The organism is Prevotella melaninogenica (genome assembly GCF_013267595.1).
GTDB classification, from domain to species: Bacteria; Bacteroidota; Bacteroidia; order Bacteroidales; family Bacteroidaceae; genus Prevotella; species Prevotella melaninogenica_D.
In genome coordinates, this window is record NZ_CP054011.1 from 230,137 (window position 1) to 246,289 (window position 16,153).

At 40.4% G+C, this 16,153-nt stretch carries 15 protein-coding genes; 9 read left to right on the forward strand and 6 right to left on the reverse strand.

Features of this window, described 5'->3' with window-relative positions; genetic code table 11:
* Window positions 1-147: 147 nt before the first annotated feature.
* Complete coding sequence (locus FIU21_RS06180) at window positions 148-1,665, reverse strand: bifunctional ADP-dependent NAD(P)H-hydrate dehydratase/NAD(P)H-hydrate epimerase (protein ID WP_004360403.1); 1,518 nt, start codon at window positions 1,663-1,665, stop codon at window positions 148-150.
* 81 nt (window positions 1,666-1,746) lie between these two features.
* Here FIU21_RS06180 and hpt point away from each other — a divergent pair, with 81 nt between their 5' ends.
* From hpt to FIU21_RS06210, 6 genes are all read left to right on the forward strand, one after another.
* Entirely contained in the window at window positions 1,747-2,286 is a 540-nt protein-coding gene (hpt, locus tag FIU21_RS06185) for a hypoxanthine phosphoribosyltransferase (protein WP_036886359.1), read from the forward strand.
* Complete coding sequence (locus FIU21_RS06190; RefSeq protein ID WP_013264859.1) at window positions 2,286-2,858, forward strand: adenylate kinase; 573 nt, start codon at window positions 2,286-2,288, stop codon at window positions 2,856-2,858. Before hpt ends, FIU21_RS06190 begins: the two co-directional genes overlap by 1 nt.
* A gap of 48 nt (window positions 2,859-2,906) precedes the next feature.
* A complete protein-coding gene (locus FIU21_RS06195) occupies window positions 2,907-3,281 on the forward strand; it encodes a four helix bundle protein (protein ID WP_004360405.1) in 375 nt (124 codons plus the stop codon).
* 57 nt (window positions 3,282-3,338) lie between these two features.
* Window positions 3,339-4,508, forward strand: coding sequence for a GTPase ObgE (gene obgE, locus FIU21_RS06200; RefSeq protein ID WP_004360406.1), 1,170 nt, complete (start codon window positions 3,339-3,341; stop codon window positions 4,506-4,508).
* Complete coding sequence (gene pgeF, locus FIU21_RS06205; protein WP_036886360.1) at window positions 4,501-5,280, forward strand: peptidoglycan editing factor PgeF; 780 nt, start codon at window positions 4,501-4,503, stop codon at window positions 5,278-5,280. The genes obgE and pgeF overlap by 8 nt, the downstream gene beginning before the upstream one ends.
* A gap of 265 nt (window positions 5,281-5,545) precedes the next feature.
* Window positions 5,546-6,637: a hypothetical protein gene (locus FIU21_RS06210; protein ID WP_231291344.1), complete on the forward strand. Its 1,092-nt coding sequence runs from the start codon at window positions 5,546-5,548 to the stop codon at window positions 6,635-6,637.
* Between the two features lie 85 nt (window positions 6,638-6,722).
* Here FIU21_RS06210 and FIU21_RS06215 read toward each other — a convergent pair whose 3' ends face one another.
* Complete coding sequence (locus FIU21_RS06215; protein WP_004360409.1) at window positions 6,723-6,908, reverse strand: hypothetical protein; 186 nt, start codon at window positions 6,906-6,908, stop codon at window positions 6,723-6,725.
* Window positions 6,909-6,919: 11 nt separating this feature from the next.
* Window positions 6,920-8,101, reverse strand: a complete 1,182-nt coding sequence (locus tag FIU21_RS06220; protein ID WP_004360410.1) for a phosphoribosylaminoimidazolecarboxamide formyltransferase — start codon at window positions 8,099-8,101, stop codon at window positions 6,920-6,922.
* Window positions 8,102-8,328: 227 nt separating this feature from the next.
* Between FIU21_RS06220 and FIU21_RS06225 the strand changes: the two genes are divergently transcribed.
* Complete coding sequence (locus FIU21_RS06225; protein ID WP_004360411.1) at window positions 8,329-8,703, forward strand: RidA family protein; 375 nt, start codon at window positions 8,329-8,331, stop codon at window positions 8,701-8,703.
* A gap of 538 nt (window positions 8,704-9,241) precedes the next feature.
* A complete protein-coding gene (locus FIU21_RS06230; RefSeq protein WP_004360412.1) occupies window positions 9,242-9,526 on the forward strand; it encodes a hypothetical protein in 285 nt (94 codons plus the stop codon).
* Window positions 9,527-9,866: 340 nt separating this feature from the next.
* On the opposite strand, the gene rplS is transcribed toward FIU21_RS06230, so the two are convergent.
* Window positions 9,867-10,229: a 50S ribosomal protein L19 gene (rplS, locus tag FIU21_RS06235; RefSeq protein ID WP_004360413.1), complete on the reverse strand. Its 363-nt coding sequence runs from the start codon at window positions 10,227-10,229 to the stop codon at window positions 9,867-9,869.
* A 133-nt stretch (window positions 10,230-10,362) separates the two neighbouring features.
* Window positions 10,363-11,097: an acid phosphatase gene (locus FIU21_RS06240; protein WP_004360414.1), complete on the reverse strand. Its 735-nt coding sequence runs from the start codon at window positions 11,095-11,097 to the stop codon at window positions 10,363-10,365.
* Between the two features lie 664 nt (window positions 11,098-11,761).
* On the opposite strand from FIU21_RS06240, the gene FIU21_RS06245 reads away from it, so the two are divergent.
* Window positions 11,762-12,994, forward strand: coding sequence for an IS4 family transposase (locus FIU21_RS06245; RefSeq protein ID WP_172891309.1), 1,233 nt, complete (start codon window positions 11,762-11,764; stop codon window positions 12,992-12,994).
* A gap of 719 nt (window positions 12,995-13,713) precedes the next feature.
* Here FIU21_RS06245 and FIU21_RS06250 read toward each other — a convergent pair.
* Complete coding sequence (locus FIU21_RS06250; protein ID WP_004360415.1) at window positions 13,714-15,849, reverse strand: TonB-dependent receptor; 2,136 nt, start codon at window positions 15,847-15,849, stop codon at window positions 13,714-13,716.
* Window positions 15,850-16,153: the final 304 nt, after the last annotated feature.

Sequence of the window (16,153 nt, forward strand, 5' to 3'; positions counted from 1 at the left end):
CTTTTGTGTTGTTTTCTACGAGGCAGTGCCTCGTAGGCTATGACAGGGGAAACAAGAAGCCCCGCATGGAAAGAACCATGCGGGGCTGTTGCTTATACTTGGATGGCTTTATTACCTATCAACAATAGCTGGAATGGGATGACTCTATCAATCGTCCAAAAGCTTGAAAGCTTTAGGGAGATAGTTGATAATGTCTCCTGCAACAAGGCTTTCCTTACCTAATTCTTTCGCTGCTAAGTCGCCAGCAAGACCATGGAGGTACATTCCAACCATACAAGCGTTCTGTTGGTGATAACCACGAGCAAGGAGGGCTGTGATGATACCAGTGAGAACATCACCACTACCAGCTGTTGCCATGCCACTGTTACCTGTTGAGTTAAAGATAACGTTGCCATTAGGTAGGCAGAGTGCGCTGTTGTGTCCCTTCAATATGATATAAGCTTGTAAGGACTTTGCCAATTCTCTTGCACGATGAAGACGCTCATAGTCAGCATTGGCAGGAGAGCCTGTAAGACGGTCGAGTTCTTTTGCGTGAGGCGTCATAATGATTCCCTTTGGTAGTTGTTGCATCCATGCACGATGGCTTGCAAGAATATTCAAGGCATCAGCATCGGCAACAATAGGACATTGTGCGCGTCTTATCTGGGCTATCATCGCAATGGCAGTAGGCTCCTGTCTGCCTAATCCTGGACCTATTGCAAGTGCGTCGAAATCATCTGTATCAACTGCTTCGGTAAAGGCTGTCTCCTCATGGTCCATTTGTAAGATAGCTTCAGGAACAGATATCTGCATGATATCGTAGTTCTTTTTAGGAGTATGCACCGTAACCTTACCCACACCGCTGCGTAGACAGGCACGAGTTGCAAGGATAGCTGCTCCCGACATGCCGTAGCTACCTGCGATGATAAGTGCATTGCCCATATCACCTTTGTGTGAGAAGTCATCACGATGGAGTAAACGCGAACGAATGTCGTTCTCTTCTAATAGGTAATATTGTGCTTCTGTCTTCTGAATAAACTCCTGATTCAGACGGATATCAAGCACCTTTAGCCTACCAATAAACTGCTGTGCGTCAGCGAAAAGGAAGGATAATTTGCGTTCATGGAGGGTTAATGTGAGGGTAGCGTGAATGATATTCGCACGTACGTTATATGTATTGTCCTCCGCCATCAAACCAGATGGAACGTCAATACTCACAATCTTAGCAGGACTTTGATTGATATATTTCACTAATGAGGCAAAACCACCAGCCAATGGTTTGTTGAGTCCAGAGCCAAACAAACCATCAATCACTAATGTGTCTGCGGTTAATTCAGGTGGGTCAAACTTCGCAGTGATTTCTGTAAAATCCTTTGCATGCTTGCTATCGAGCAAACGTTGGCGGTTTGTTACACAGTCTTCTGATAGATGATTGGTGATATTGAAGAGGTAAGTACTAACTTTGTATCCCTCATTTATCAGCAAACGTGCCACAGCAAGAGCATCGCCACCATTGTTGCCAGGTCCTGCAAAGACAACAATTGGCGTATGTGTCGACCACTCCTCAGTGATAGCACGAGTAATGGCTTTTGCAGCACGTTCCATCAAATCAATAGACTTGATTGGTTCGTGTTCTATAGTGTATCTGTCCAGTTCGTGAATCTGGGCACTTGTAAATATCTTCATAACGATGGCAAATTTACAAAATAAATGCGGATAGTTTGGTATTATTTTCGTAATTTTGCGCTAAATTATAAATAATGAAGAATGAGTCGAGTAACAATTAAGGACAAAACGTTTGAGACTTCTATTCCTGAAGCCGAGATTTTGGAAAGAGTAAAGCAGGTAGCTGATCGTATAAACAAGGATTTTGAAGGTAAGACTCCGCTCTTTCTTGCGGTGCTGAACGGTTCGTTTATGTATGCTTCTGACTTAATGAAGCATATCACTATCCCATGTGAGATATCCTTTGTTAAGTTGGCTTCTTACCAAGGTGTTACTTCAACGGGTACGATTAAGGAGATTATCGGTTTGAACGAAGATATCCGTGGTAGAGAAGTTATCATTGTAGAGGATATTGTTGATACAGGTGCAACTATGAAGCGTATGCTCGAAACGCTTGGTACACGCGAGCCTGCTGGTCTGCATATTACAACCTTACTGTTGAAGCCTGGTAAGCTTACTGTTCCTTTGAACATTGAGTATGCAGCAATGGAGATTCCAAATGACTTCATTGTTGGCTATGGACTTGACTATGACCAGGAGGGTCGTAACTTGAGAGATATTTATACTTTAGTACAAGAATAATGAAGAATATTGTAATTTTTGGTGCGCCAGGTGCTGGTAAAGGTACTCAGAGCGACAAGATGATTGAGAAGTATGGCTTCGGTCATATCTCAACAGGTGACGTACTTCGTAATGAAATTAAGAATGGTACAGAACTTGGTAAGACAGCAAAAGGATACATTGACAATGGTCAGCTCATTCCTGATGAGTTGATGATTGATATTCTTGCAAGCGTATACGATAGCTTTGGCAAGGAGCATAAGGGTGTTATCTTCGATGGTTTCCCACGTACAATCCCACAAGCAGAGGCTTTGAAGAAGATGTTGGCTGAGCGTGGTCACAATGTGGCAGCTATGGTTGAGCTCTTTGTTCCAGAGGATGAGTTGATGAAGCGTCTGCTCCTCCGTGGTCAGCAGAGCGGTCGTTCTGATGACAACGAGGAAACAATCAAGAAGCGCCTCAATGTTTACAACAACCAGACTTCTCCATTAATTGATTGGTATAAGGGTGAGAATATTCACCACCATGTTGAGGGTCTTGGTACTGTAGAAGATATTTTCGCACGTATTGAGTCTGTTATTGATGCTCTGTAGACCTTTGACCTTTGAGGTTTGAACTTTGAACTTTATGATTTGTACCGTATGTTGGAGAGAAAAATCGTAGAGAATGATATCTATATCTTATCAAAAAGTTTTGCACTAAGGGTTGTACGGTTATATAAATACCTGACAGATGAGCATAAGGAGTATGTCCTGTCAAAGCAACTTCTGCGTTCTGGGACGAGTATTGGGGCTAATGTTCATGAAGGAAAGAACGAACAAAGTCGTGCAGACTTCTGTAGTAAGATGAATATCGCTTTGAAAGAAGCAACAGAGTCAAACTATTGGATTGATTTATTAAGGGAAGCAGAATATATTAGTGAGAGTGAGTATAAATCTTTATCAGACGATTGTCATAAGATTCAAGCGGTCTTGACAAAAATAGTTAAGGCAACTCGTTCTTCTCTTAATCAATAATATTTCAAGTTACAGTACAAATCATAAAGGTCAAAGTTCAAAATTCAAAGTTTAAAGATGGAAAGTAATTTTGTTGATTATGTAAAGATATACTGCCGCTCTGGTAAGGGTGGTAGAGGTTCCATGCACCTTCGTCATGTGAAGTATAACCCTAATGGCGGACCAGATGGTGGCGATGGTGGTAAGGGTGGAAGTGTTTACTTGCGTGGTAACCACAATTATTGGACGCTGTTGCACTTGAAGTTTCAGCGTCATATCTATGCTGAGCATGGAGGTAATGGCGGTCGTGATAAGTGTCATGGTACAGATGGTAAGGATATTTATATTGATGTTCCTTGTGGTACTGTTGCCTATGATGCCGAAACTGGCAAGTATGTTTGTGATGTCATGCATGACGGACAGACGGTGTTACTGCTGAAAGGTGGACGTGGTGGATTGGGCAATTTCCAGTTCCGTACAGCTACGAATCAGGCTCCACGCTATGCACAACCAGGTGAACCAATGCAGGAGATGACTGTTATTCTTGAGTTGAAGCTGTTAGCTGATGTCGGTTTGGTGGGCTTCCCAAATGCAGGTAAGTCTACTTTGCTGTCTTCTCTCTCAAGTGCAAAGCCAAAGATAGCCAACTATCCTTTCACAACGATGGAACCATCGTTAGGTATTGTCAGCTATCGTGATAACCAAAGTTTCGTTATGGCTGATATTCCAGGTATCATCGAAGGAGCCAGTGAAGGTAAGGGACTCGGCTTGCGTTTCCTCCGTCATATCGAACGAAACTCCCTTCTGCTCTTTATGGTACCAGGAGACACCGACGATATCAAGCGTGAATACGAGGTGTTACTAAATGAGTTACAGCAGTTTAATCCAGAGATGCTCGACAAACATCGTGTCTTAGCGGTAACGAAGAGCGACCTTCTTGATGATGAGCTCATTGAGATGCTGCGTGAAACGTTGCCAACAGACCTTCCTGTTGTTTTCATATCAGCTGTTACAGGACAGGGAATTGATGATTTAAAGGATATTCTTTGGAAAGAACTTAATGCAGAAAGTAATAAGCTGCAAAGTATTCTTTCAGAAGATACACTTGTTCATCGTGACAAGGATATGTCGCGTTTTGCTGCCGAGTTAGCGGCTGAGGACGCTGATATTGATGATGTTGAAGAGGTGGGTATAGACGAATTGGATGAGGTAGAAGACCTTGAAGATTTTGAATATACGAATGATTAAGCCTGTTCTACATTACTTTAATCTTGCCGACGAGGTAGTCAGCTTTAGCACTACCCGTCATGGCGGAGTTAGCAAGGGAAAGCTTGCTACACTCAACATCAACCCTCATCGGGGTGATGAACCGTCTGCTGTAGACGAGAATCTGCAGGCTGTAGCAGCTGAGATTGGTGTTCAGGCGGATAAGGTTATTCGTCTACATCAGATACACGAGACACATTGTCTGACCGTGACGGATGCGTTTTTTCGTCTTTCAGTCGCTGAACAGTACGAGATGGAAGAAGGGAAAGATGCTGTCGTTACCGATTGTCGTAACGTCTGCATCGGTGTTCATACTGCTGATTGTGTTCCTGTTCTTTTTTATGACCCTGTTCATCATGTCATTGGTGCAGCCCATGCTGGTTGGCGTGGTACGGTGCAGCGTATCGCACAGCACACACTTCGCAAGATGACAGAACTATATGGTACCGACCCAAAAGAACTCAAGGCGGTTGTTGGTCCTTGTATTTCGCTGAAGAACTTTGAGGTAGGTCAGGAGGTTTATGATGCTTTTTCGGCTGCAGGTTTTCCTATGGAACGCATTGCACGTATGTATGAGAAATGGCATATCAACCTTCCGCTCTGCAATCAACTTCAATTAGAAGAACTTGGTGTGCCAGCAGCTAATATTCTTCAGTCTGGTATTTGCACCTATGATAATGCTTCCGACTTCTTCTCAGCACGTATTCTTAAAGAAGGATTCGGTACTATTTACACAGGTATTGCCTTGAAATAGATACCCATTCCATGGTTATTACGGAATTATTTTCACGTAAATAAATATTTCTTGTCGTGAAAATAAATATTTCCTTTCATGAAAATAAATCTTTTTTTTCATGAATATAATTCGAACAAGTCGTTCTTTACAATGATTTTATACCTTCTATTTGGAAGGTAATAAGATGAAGAAAAGAGATTGAAAAGCATGTTTTTATCAATAATTTAGTATCTTTGTTGTCTTCGAAGGCGTTTATTCCATGCAAAGATATTTACTGTGTAGTATGAAGAAAATCCTGTTTTTCCTTTCAATATGTATGCTGTTGGTGGCTTGTACAGACAAGCGACAGGAGCAGATAGCGAAGGTTCTCTTTCTGTTGAATAGAACTGGAACATCCTATGAAATGCAAAATACTAATGGTAGACAGTATTATCTGAATGTAGATAGTCTGTTGGATTGTATTGATACGACTTATATTAAAACATGCAAAGGACCAAGAGCTTTTCCTGTGGTGCAGTCTTTATTAGATTCATTATGTACTACGAAAGAACTTTGCGAACTTACTAACAGGAGTTATTCTGTGGGTGTTCGACTTGCAGCTACAGATGCTTTGATACGTCGAAAGTATGCACACTTAGAGGAAAGATTACTCTCGAATTATACAGATACGACGAAGATTTATGTGCGGTCAGATGATGTTATAGAAGAGGAATATGCTGGTAGTGTGTTCTTACGTAATGTTCAGTCATGCAGAGATAAGACGGTCATTAGTAAGGAAGATTCATTGCGTAATGACTCTTTAGCGCTCTATACACCCGGATTGTCCAAATATCAATATACAAAGAAACTTTTATTGAGACTCCCACCAAAGGAAAGCTATTACTCAAGGATAAAGGAGATCGTTCTTAAAGAACGAACCTATCAGGCATTGAAGACTTTAGCTTCCTATCGTAGAGAAGAGGATAAATTTATCTTATTGGATGCTTTGTCACATTATGATAATGAGAATGAAGATGTTGATAGGGAAGATGATGAAACCAATAATGCTTTGTTGGCTGTTACGGTTTGGGCTTGTCAAGATTTCGTTCCTTTGTTGATGCGCATCCGAGACTATGAAATAAAGCAACATGATAGTAGTATGCTGCCTCGTACCAAATACTTATTTGAGGCTGTAATGGCTTATAATAATCAGTGGGCATACAACTTCATTGATGCAACACTTGCCTTGTCTTCAAAAAAGAAAGACCGTGAGTATAGCTCTGATATAACGATGGCAACAAACTTCCATTCGGCTATGTTGTCTCATTATAATCCTCGTTTTTCCAGCTTATTAAGGAAGTATCCTGGTGAAGACTTTGGTGATGGCTATGAATAGACAGTCGTATCATCAATAACAAACGCCCTCGTTTCTCCAGTTCCCTTTGACAAGGGCGGAGAAATGAGGGCGTTTGTTGTTTTGTTTACTTGTGTCGGTTGGCACGTTGCTGACGGTATTTAGCCTTCTGCTTTGCACTGCCAGAGCCGTGTGCACCAGTAATATACTTCTTTTTCTTGGCTTTGGTTTTCACCTTGCCATCATCGGTTTTGGGTTTCGAGGCACCTCGAAAGACCATTCCTGTTTCAATAATATCGTCAATATCACTCATATACAATCTTTTTAATGATGGAATAAACGAACGCCAGTAAATGCCATTGCGATGTTGTATTTGTCACAAGTGTCAATAACATGGTCGTCACGAATACTTCCACCAGCCTGTGCTATATATTCTACACCACTCTTATGCGCACGCTCAATGTTGTCGCCAAATGGGAAGAATGCATCAGAACCGAGTGCAACACCCGTATTCTTGGCAATCCACTCTTTGCGTTCCTCACGTGTCAGAGGCTCTGGGCATTCTGTGAAGAACTGCTGCCATACACCATCCTGCAGCACATCTTCGTACTCATCAGAGATGTAGATATTAATTGTGTTATCTCTATCAGCACGGCGAATACCCTTCTTAAATGGGAGGTTCATAACCTTTGGACACTGGCGCAACCACCATTCGTCAGCCTTACTACCAGCTAAGCGGGTGCAGTGGATACGACTCTGCTGTCCAGCACCAATACCAATCGCCTGTCCATCCTTCACATAGCAAACAGAGTTACTCTGTGTATACTTCAACGTAATCAACGAAATGATGAGATCACGCTTAGCATTCTCAGTGAATGTCTTGTTCTTTGTCGGTATATTCTCGAAGAGTGCGGGATCATCAAGCTTCACCTCGTTGCGGCCCTGTTCAAATGTAATACCGAAAACTTGCTTCTTCTCGATAGGAGCAGGCACATAGTTAGGGTCAATCTTAATGACATTGTATGCACCCTTACGCTTATCCTTCAGAATTTCTAAAGCCTCTGGCGTATAGTCAGGTGCGATAACACCATCGCTAACTTCACGCTTAATCAGCAATGCTGTCTCCTTATCGCAGGTGTCACTGAGCGCACAGAAGTCGCCATAAGAACACATACGGTCGGCTCCACGAGCACGTGCATAAGCACTGGCAAGCGGTGTAAGCTCGAAGTCAACATCATCGACAAAGTAAATCTTCTTGAGAGTATCACTCAAAGGGAGACCTACTGCAGCACCAGCTGGGCTGACATGCTTGAACGATGCAGCTGCAGGCAGACCAGTAGCGGCCTTCAACTCTTTAACGAGTTGCCAGCTGTTGAGCGCATCAAGAAAGTTAATGTAGCCGGGACGACCACTGAGAACTGTGATTGGGAGTTCGCCTTCCTCCATATAGATACGTGAAGGCTTTTGGTTCGGATTGCATCCGTACTTAAGAGCTAATTCTTTCATATAACTTATGTGGTATATGTAAATTGGTAGTGCAAAGATAAGGAAAAATAATGGAATACGCCGTTACGCTTATCGTTTTTAAGTAAATTAGCCGTGTTGGTTTGTTTCTTTTGAAGAAATTCTGTACTTTTACACTCGAAAAGAAAACAATCTTTGGAGCGTGAGGACTATCCTGCGCAGGCAGAATACCCTCTGACTCCTCTAATCCCTTTAAATTACTTAAAGATATGCAAGCATTACACACAGACAAGGCACCTGCTGCAGTAGGTCCTTACAGTCAGGCTATCGAAGCCAATGGTTTTATTTTCGCATCTGGTTCACTTCCTATTGACCCAGCTACCAATGCTTTTGTTGAGGGTGGTGTGAAGGAACAAACACGCCAGTCGCTCACTAATGTACGCAATGTGTTGGCTTCTGCAGGTGTAGACCTGTCTCATGTTGTTAAGACAACAGTATTCCTTTCTGATATGGAGAACTTCGCTGCAATGAATGAAGTTTATGCTGAGTTCTTCAAGGAGCCTTATCCAGCACGTTCTGCATTCGCTGTTAAGGCTTTGCCAAAGGGTGCGCTTGTTGAGATTGAGTGCATTGCTGTGAAATAAATTGCATTGATTAGCCTAATAGTATACGCTTTCTGATGCGCTATTAGGTTGAAATGACGAAATATAAGTGTCCTTTTGTATGGGGTAGTATTCTATTTCTATCCTTACAGGAGGACGCTTGTTATTTTCGTTTTGTATTCAAACAAGCGTAGTTTCATTGCTTTTCTGTTGTTGTGTGGATGGTCCGCACGTGTGGTGTTGATGCTTCGCACATAGGGTGCTAACGCCCCGCACGTGATGTGCGAAGTACTAAATGTTGTGTGATAAGTGGTTTAGAGGAGGATAGAATGTGGTAAAGAAGACGCCACAATACGCTAAATAATGTTTCTTTTATGGTGGTTTTGCCTATTCAAAACTGATACTTTCTTTTCTATTTCAAGATGATTTTATATAGCGTAGTACGTAATTTATATTTACACTCTTTGTTTACAAGTTTAATTAACACATTTAACTTTAAGAAAAGTCGTTGAATATTACTTAATTACTTATTCTTTTATTACTTTTGTATCACGTTAGTATATATAGTGAAGAATGAGAAATGAAAAAGAAGCTTAGAACCATTATCGAGGAGCTTGGTCAAAAGGCAAATATCCGCAGAGAACTGGCTTCTGACTTGGAAAGATTGTCCAGTAGGTTAGCACTTTATCACATTCACTTGGAATCGGCATCATTGAGAAAAATTATTGGCTATTTCAAGGGGAAGGAAAAACCTTCTAAAAAGACTTTAGACAGGCTGGCTCTCTTTGCTGGTTTCCAAAATTGGAAAGACTTAAATGCGGCTTTGCATGGTGAAAATGATGCAAAGTTGAATTATGAAGATTAATTGCTCTGTAGAGAGATTGAGTAGGGAGGAATCTCTGAAAGGTTATCTCTGAAGGATTGTAGGGACATATGATGTGTTTATCTGTAAGTGATACCTATCACAAGATAAGCAAAGCGTATGTCCCTACATTATTTATATGTGTTTTTACGGTGAGAAGTTTTATCTTTACCCTCAAAAAACTGATAAGAAGGCATTTTAGATGATACAATATGATAACTCTTTCTCTCCTTCGTTTGTTAGCTTTACCAATAATGAATGTCTAATAATCCTTATTAATTGGTAAATAAAAAAGCCCGAAACCAATGGTTTCGGACTTTTATTTTCTTGGATTTCCAAGGGCTTACTTCTCTGCAGCAACAGTTCTCTTCTCCTTGATGCGTGCAGCCTTACCTGTGAGTTCACGGAGGTAGTAGAGTTTCGCACGACGAACCTTACCGCGCTTGTTCACCTCGATAGAATCAATGTTTGGTGACTCGATTGGGAAGATACGCTCAACACCAATGGTGCCTGACATCTTACGAACTGTGAAACGCTTCTTCTCACCATGACCAGAAATCTTGATAACTACGCCACGGTAGAGCTGAATACGATGCTTGTTACCCTCGACGATTTTGTAAGCGACAGTGATGGTGTCACCAGCCTTGAACTCTGGGAACTGCTTGCCGGTTGCAAATGCTTCTTCAGCAACTTTAATTAAATCCATTTTTCTATTAATTAAATATTGTTTGTCGTTCCAACGTAACGTAATCCATGACTCTTCCACGATCAGCGGTTACGCCGAAAAGCGGTGCAAAGTTACTACTTTTCAATGAAATAACAAAGTAATTGTTAGCTTTTTAATGCTTATTTGTTGCAAGCACCTTGGCTATTTCTTTCTTAGCCTTTGCCATTTGCTTTTGGAAAGCATCAGATGATTGTACGGCAGCAAAGCCTACACTTGCGCAAAGACGGCCTGCATCGACATCGCTCTGATAGTGATAACCACAGATTACACGGCTCTGACCATACTCGTAAGCGTGCTTCATAATCTCGTTACCACGTGATGGATTCAACTCTGTCAGTGTCAATCCGAAGATCCAACCACGACAGGTATGACCTGAAGGATAAGAGCCATTGTTAATCAACTCTGCCTCAAACTGTGGTTGAAGTGTATGCTCATGGAACTGTGCAAACGGACGTTTACGCATATATTTCGCTTTAGCACGGTCAACAGCGTGGTTGCCATCAATACCTATCATGCACATGAGTTTGTAGGTCTCTGGTGTCTTCTCTGGTGTGATAAGCAAACCAAAAGATGGAGCAAAGCCTACGAGAACAGAATCAACATCGAAGTTGGCATCGAACTTTGCTTGTGCAGCACGTTCTTTGTCCTCTCTCATCTTTCGGCCCCACCAATACTGACGGAAGTCATAATCAAATTGATAAGATGCTGTGTCAGGTGGAGCTGGGAGGTAGATACCTGCATCTGGCATAGCTGCTTCTGGTATGAACGACTGTTTTTTGTAATCCTGCGCATTGACAGTCATGCCTACGAACAGCATAACCATGCTAACAAACAAACTCTTTTTCATAATAATAAATGTTTTGTTGAATTGATTGATATGTATTGCAAAAGTAAGTAATTATGCGTTTCTGTCAAAGGTTTAATGGCTTTTTAATAGTTGCATTCTGCGTTAGTGCCGTTTTAGTAGGGTTGCAACTATTGCTTTTCTGAGGTGTAAAGGGCTGATAGTGTGTCTCTCATGTGGTAATGAAGGGTTATCTATACGTTGGTAGTAGATAAGGTGTGAAGCGATAAATAAGGCTTTTGAGAAGTAAGAGAATGGTTCTTCCGTTAAATGTGTGGACACTTTTCGTATTGCGTAAACGGAAGAATCGAAGTTACTCATTAAACAAAAACATGGCTAAAACAGTCATCTATCTGTTCTATTATCATTCTCTGATATTGAAAACTATTTCATTTAAGACTTTGAAAATCAGTAGACAAGATTTTGAAAAATCATTACATAATTTCGGATAAAACATCTATAAAGGACGGCAAAAACATATATAAAAAGCAGGTTTGCAACCAACAGGAAATCAATTAGTTATAAAACGGAATATTGGTGTCCGATAAAACTTTTTTTGCGTTCATATCTTTTTAATTCAGAATAATAAAAAAAACGGGCTGATTGTTTTGCACATTCAGCCCTTCTTATTTCCTTTGTAGTTGTCAAAATAAAACAATGAAATAAGATGAACAAAAGTACACATTTTATCGGACAGCCACTATATGTTCAACTGTTAAACTATTTTAATCGTGATAAAATTCTCTCTCTGAGCCAAGCTCAGGGAGGTGAACACTATATAAAGAAGTTTGATGCATGGCATCATCTTGTCGTCATGCTTTATGCAGTAATGATGCGTTTAGACTCTCTGCGTGAGATAAAGGCCTCTCTCTTTGCTAATGTTAATCGCTTTAATCATCTTGGTTTAAAGCATTTTCCTTGTCGAAGTACCTTGTCAGATGCAAACAAACGCCGAGATTCCGAGATATTCGGTTCGATCTATATGAACTTATATGAGAAATATCGCCATGAACTTTACTCGGACAGCCGAAATTGTGGACAGCCCAAATGGCTGAAGAATCTAAAGATAATAGATTCTACGACAATCAGTCTGTTTTCTAACCTGGTCTTTAAAGGAGTAGGACGTAATCCCAAAACTGGTAAGAAGAAGGGTGGAATAAAAGTACATACAGAGATATTTGCCAATGAGAATGTTCCAAGCGATATCAAGTTCACATCTGCAGCTAGTCATGATCAATTTGCACTTATCCCAGAACGATACGCCAATGAGGAACTGATTGCTTTTGACAGAGCCTATATAAACTATGAAAAGTTCTCTGAACTGACTCAAAGAGGCGTTATATATGTAACTAAGATGAAAAATAATCTTAGCTTTGAAAGGATTGCTGATACGGATTACCAGATGACTACAGATTATGGAGTTGTACGCGTAGAAACCATTCTCTTCCATAAGCATACAAAGGAAAAAGATATTTACCATAAAGCAAGAAAAATCACATATCAGGATAAGACCAAGAAAGGGAAAATCAGATTCATATCACTGCTGACCAATGATTTTCAGATGTCGGCAGAAGATATTATAGCTATCTATAAGAGACGATGGCAAATAGAAACCTTATTTAAACAAATAAAACAGAATTTCCCGCTAAGATACTTCTATGGAGAGAGTGCGAATGCTATAAAAATACAAATATGGATTACGCTTATAGCCAATCTGCTTATAACCCTAGTGAAGAACAAAATAAAGAGACCTTGGAGCTTCTCAGGCTTGGCAACAATGATAAGAATTTTACTTATGAGTTATGTCGCAATACAAAGTTTCTTTGAGCAGCCACATAGAGACTGGGATAGATTGATTACCCAAGTAAAAGCCCCACCAGAAGAGTTGTCATTATTCTAGGGGGCTTGGAATTTGAAATTAGAACTAATCATGCCTATTTCAGCAGGATTGAGAGAGGATATTGCAGTATATGGAGGTTTTATCGGACAGCAATAAAAACGGAATAAGAAAAGGTGCTTAATTGAACTCCAAAAGGGCGTTAATAAGAGCCTTAAAGGGCACCTTTTGCAAGTCAATTGGGCGTCTTTTAGAAGCCAAAAGAGCATGTATTCAAAATTATGATGTGAAAAATTATGACAGAATAATAAGTTATTAGCCTAATTAGACCAATTAGACAAAATAGCCTAATTAGGCTAATAGGAATAAGTTGTTTGTAGAAGATAAGATAGACATCGCACCTAATTACAATTGTTATGTAGTTTATCCCCCGTTCTAAAACCATCTAATTGGAGGTAATTTTACCAGTGTTGGGTGATGGTTGTTGGGTGTTGAGTCTTTATAAAACAATCTTATCGGATGAAATCATACCATGTATGTGGATTATTCTCATTCCAATAACAATCTACACTTTTAACGGAAGGACTAAAAGAAAAGCAGGGAAGTGGTAGAATCCTTGTTCTATTCCGTCTTCCCTGCTTATAGTTTATGATATACTTTGGGCAGCTTCTGTTTTTAGAAGGGTATCTTATATAATTATAAGAGGTAAACTTTATCCAGTTTTACCTTGTTATATAATGTCCTTTTAGTACCTGAGAATAAGTATATCGAGTGTTTGAACATTAATACTTGAATACTGCGGTGAGTGTTATCTTGCGTCCATCAGCGTGAGCATACTCTGCATTACGTGCCATCATCATAGATGCTGGTGTATAATAAGTGTAGTTCAATAAGTTCGATACAGCTAAACTTAAGTCGCAAACCTTCATCTTTACACCTGCAGTAAGGTTTAGTAAGTTGATACGATTTACGATACCTTCACCCTCCTTATATACTCCTGAAGCATTAGGAGTAAATCTGTCACGCTTACCGGTGTGCATGTATTGCAGTTGGAGATAGGTGTTCTTGACAGGAGCATAGTTGACATACATTGCCAATTTTGCGGCTGGGATGGAAATGTTTGACATATATGTGTCCCAATTACCAGTAGCTGATTTGAGCTTACCTTCGAACCATGAGAAGTTAGCACCAGCCTTTAAGTTACGGAGAATTTGTGCATCTGCACTCAATTCAACGCCATACACCTTCTGTGGAGTACGGTTTACTACCCAGAAACCATTCTCTATCTTGAGGTCACTTCCAAGCTTAGAATAGGTGTAGAAAACAGATCCATTCAACTGCAACCAATGGTTAATATCAGAGTAAACACCCACCTCGTAGTTGTTTGTCTTTACTGGTTCTGTTGATATCTTAGAGAGTACATCAGCCTTGGCAGCACGTAGTGTACGGCCTAAATCAAAGATAGAGAAGCCCTGAGAGTAGGCTACGAAGGGTTGAAATGCGCGATATCTGTTATAGGAAAGACCAACGTTAAAAGACATATTATTATACTTTAGCTTTCCACCCTTGACCTGAACCTGTGGGTCGGAGAGCTTATTGCGCAATACATCATAGTCTGGTACGTTCACATTAATGAAGTCGTAACGTCCTCCAAGTTTGACGTTAAGGTGCTGCCAAAGTGTGGTCTTCACTTGGACAAAGGGTGCATGATTGTTACTTGTTAACCATGGTACCCAATATCTACCATCTACCAATGGTTGAGATGTCTTGTTGTAGAGATAGTCATAACCGTATGCTAAATGTGCAAAAGCATTCTCTGAGAATATAAGTCGAGTGTTAAACTGGGTGCGGAAACCAAACTTACGGTCTTTAACAGCCGACTGTCCACTTGTTTCTTCCCATCTTGGCTGTGCTGGGTTAGCCTTACGGAAGTCGAAGATAGTATATATTCCCGAACCATAAACAGATGCTTCTAAGTCGGTATGTTTGAATATATCCTTTGATGTAAACTTGAGGTAGGCATTGTGATTGTATCTTGTTCCCTCGTCAACAGCCTGTGGGTCCTTGCTGCCAATTATACCAATAGAAGGACTTTGTAGGTACTTTCCACCGAAAGGAATCAATTTTGTATCTTGCAAACTACGATAGAAATTATACATTAATTCGATTCTGTTCTTTGAAGACAAGGAATAACCGAGATTAACAAGTACGTTTGTTGTATAAGTATCACCGAGTCCGTAGCGTGGAGAGATAAACTTTCCATCACCATCAATAGCACTACCTGTACGTCCGAAAGCCCCATTTACGAGATAATCAAACTGCCCCACACGACCATAAACTTGCTGGTTGATGCGATAACCTTGCCCTTTTCCGTGACGGAAGAAGTTATAAGTTGAACCCGAGAGAGTCGTCTCTCCGGCTACAGCCTTGTTGGTGGTATTCTTCTTAGTTATGATGTTTATCAATCCTCCGATAGCACCATTACCATAGAGAGCGGTAGAACCTTTTACCACTTCTATATGGTCGATAGCAGCGATATCGATGGTTCGGATATCACGGTCTGTTGAACGTAAAGGAGTTGATTGAGGTATACCATCAATCAGGATGAGTGCACTTCTTCCACGAAGTGATTGTGACCGAGAGCTTGTAGTATTACTTGATAGAGCCATACCAGGCGTGAGCATGCCCAAGAGGTGGGTGATGTCAGGAGCCGCCTTGCTCATTTCTGCTATTTGCTTTTGGTCAATAATCGTAACTGTAGCAGCTGCATTCTGCTTTATTTCAGGCATACGTGTAGTACTGATTGTTACTTCTTCGAGATGTAATGTGGAGTCTTTAATCTCTTCTGATTGTGCATTACAAGGGATATTTGTAATTGCAAGCATTGCGAGAGATAGATAAATTGTTTCTTTCTTCATATAAATACAATCCTATGAGTGTTAATAAATATCTGCAAATGTATTAATATTCTATATAACGTGCAATACCTAAAATGAGGTATATGTAGTTCTATGCGCTTTATTTTGAACGTATTTTTCCATGTGTCAATATATCTTTAGTCTTGTGACAAGCATTTGATTCATTTTTTTTTCTTACTTTTGCATTATCTTTTTGAATATTATCGGCTTGTGATGTTATCTATAGATGACAGGATGGGCGATGTTGGAAGTTAATCAAAGTAGGGTTATTTTCTACTCTGATAAATATTTATGAGAATTATAA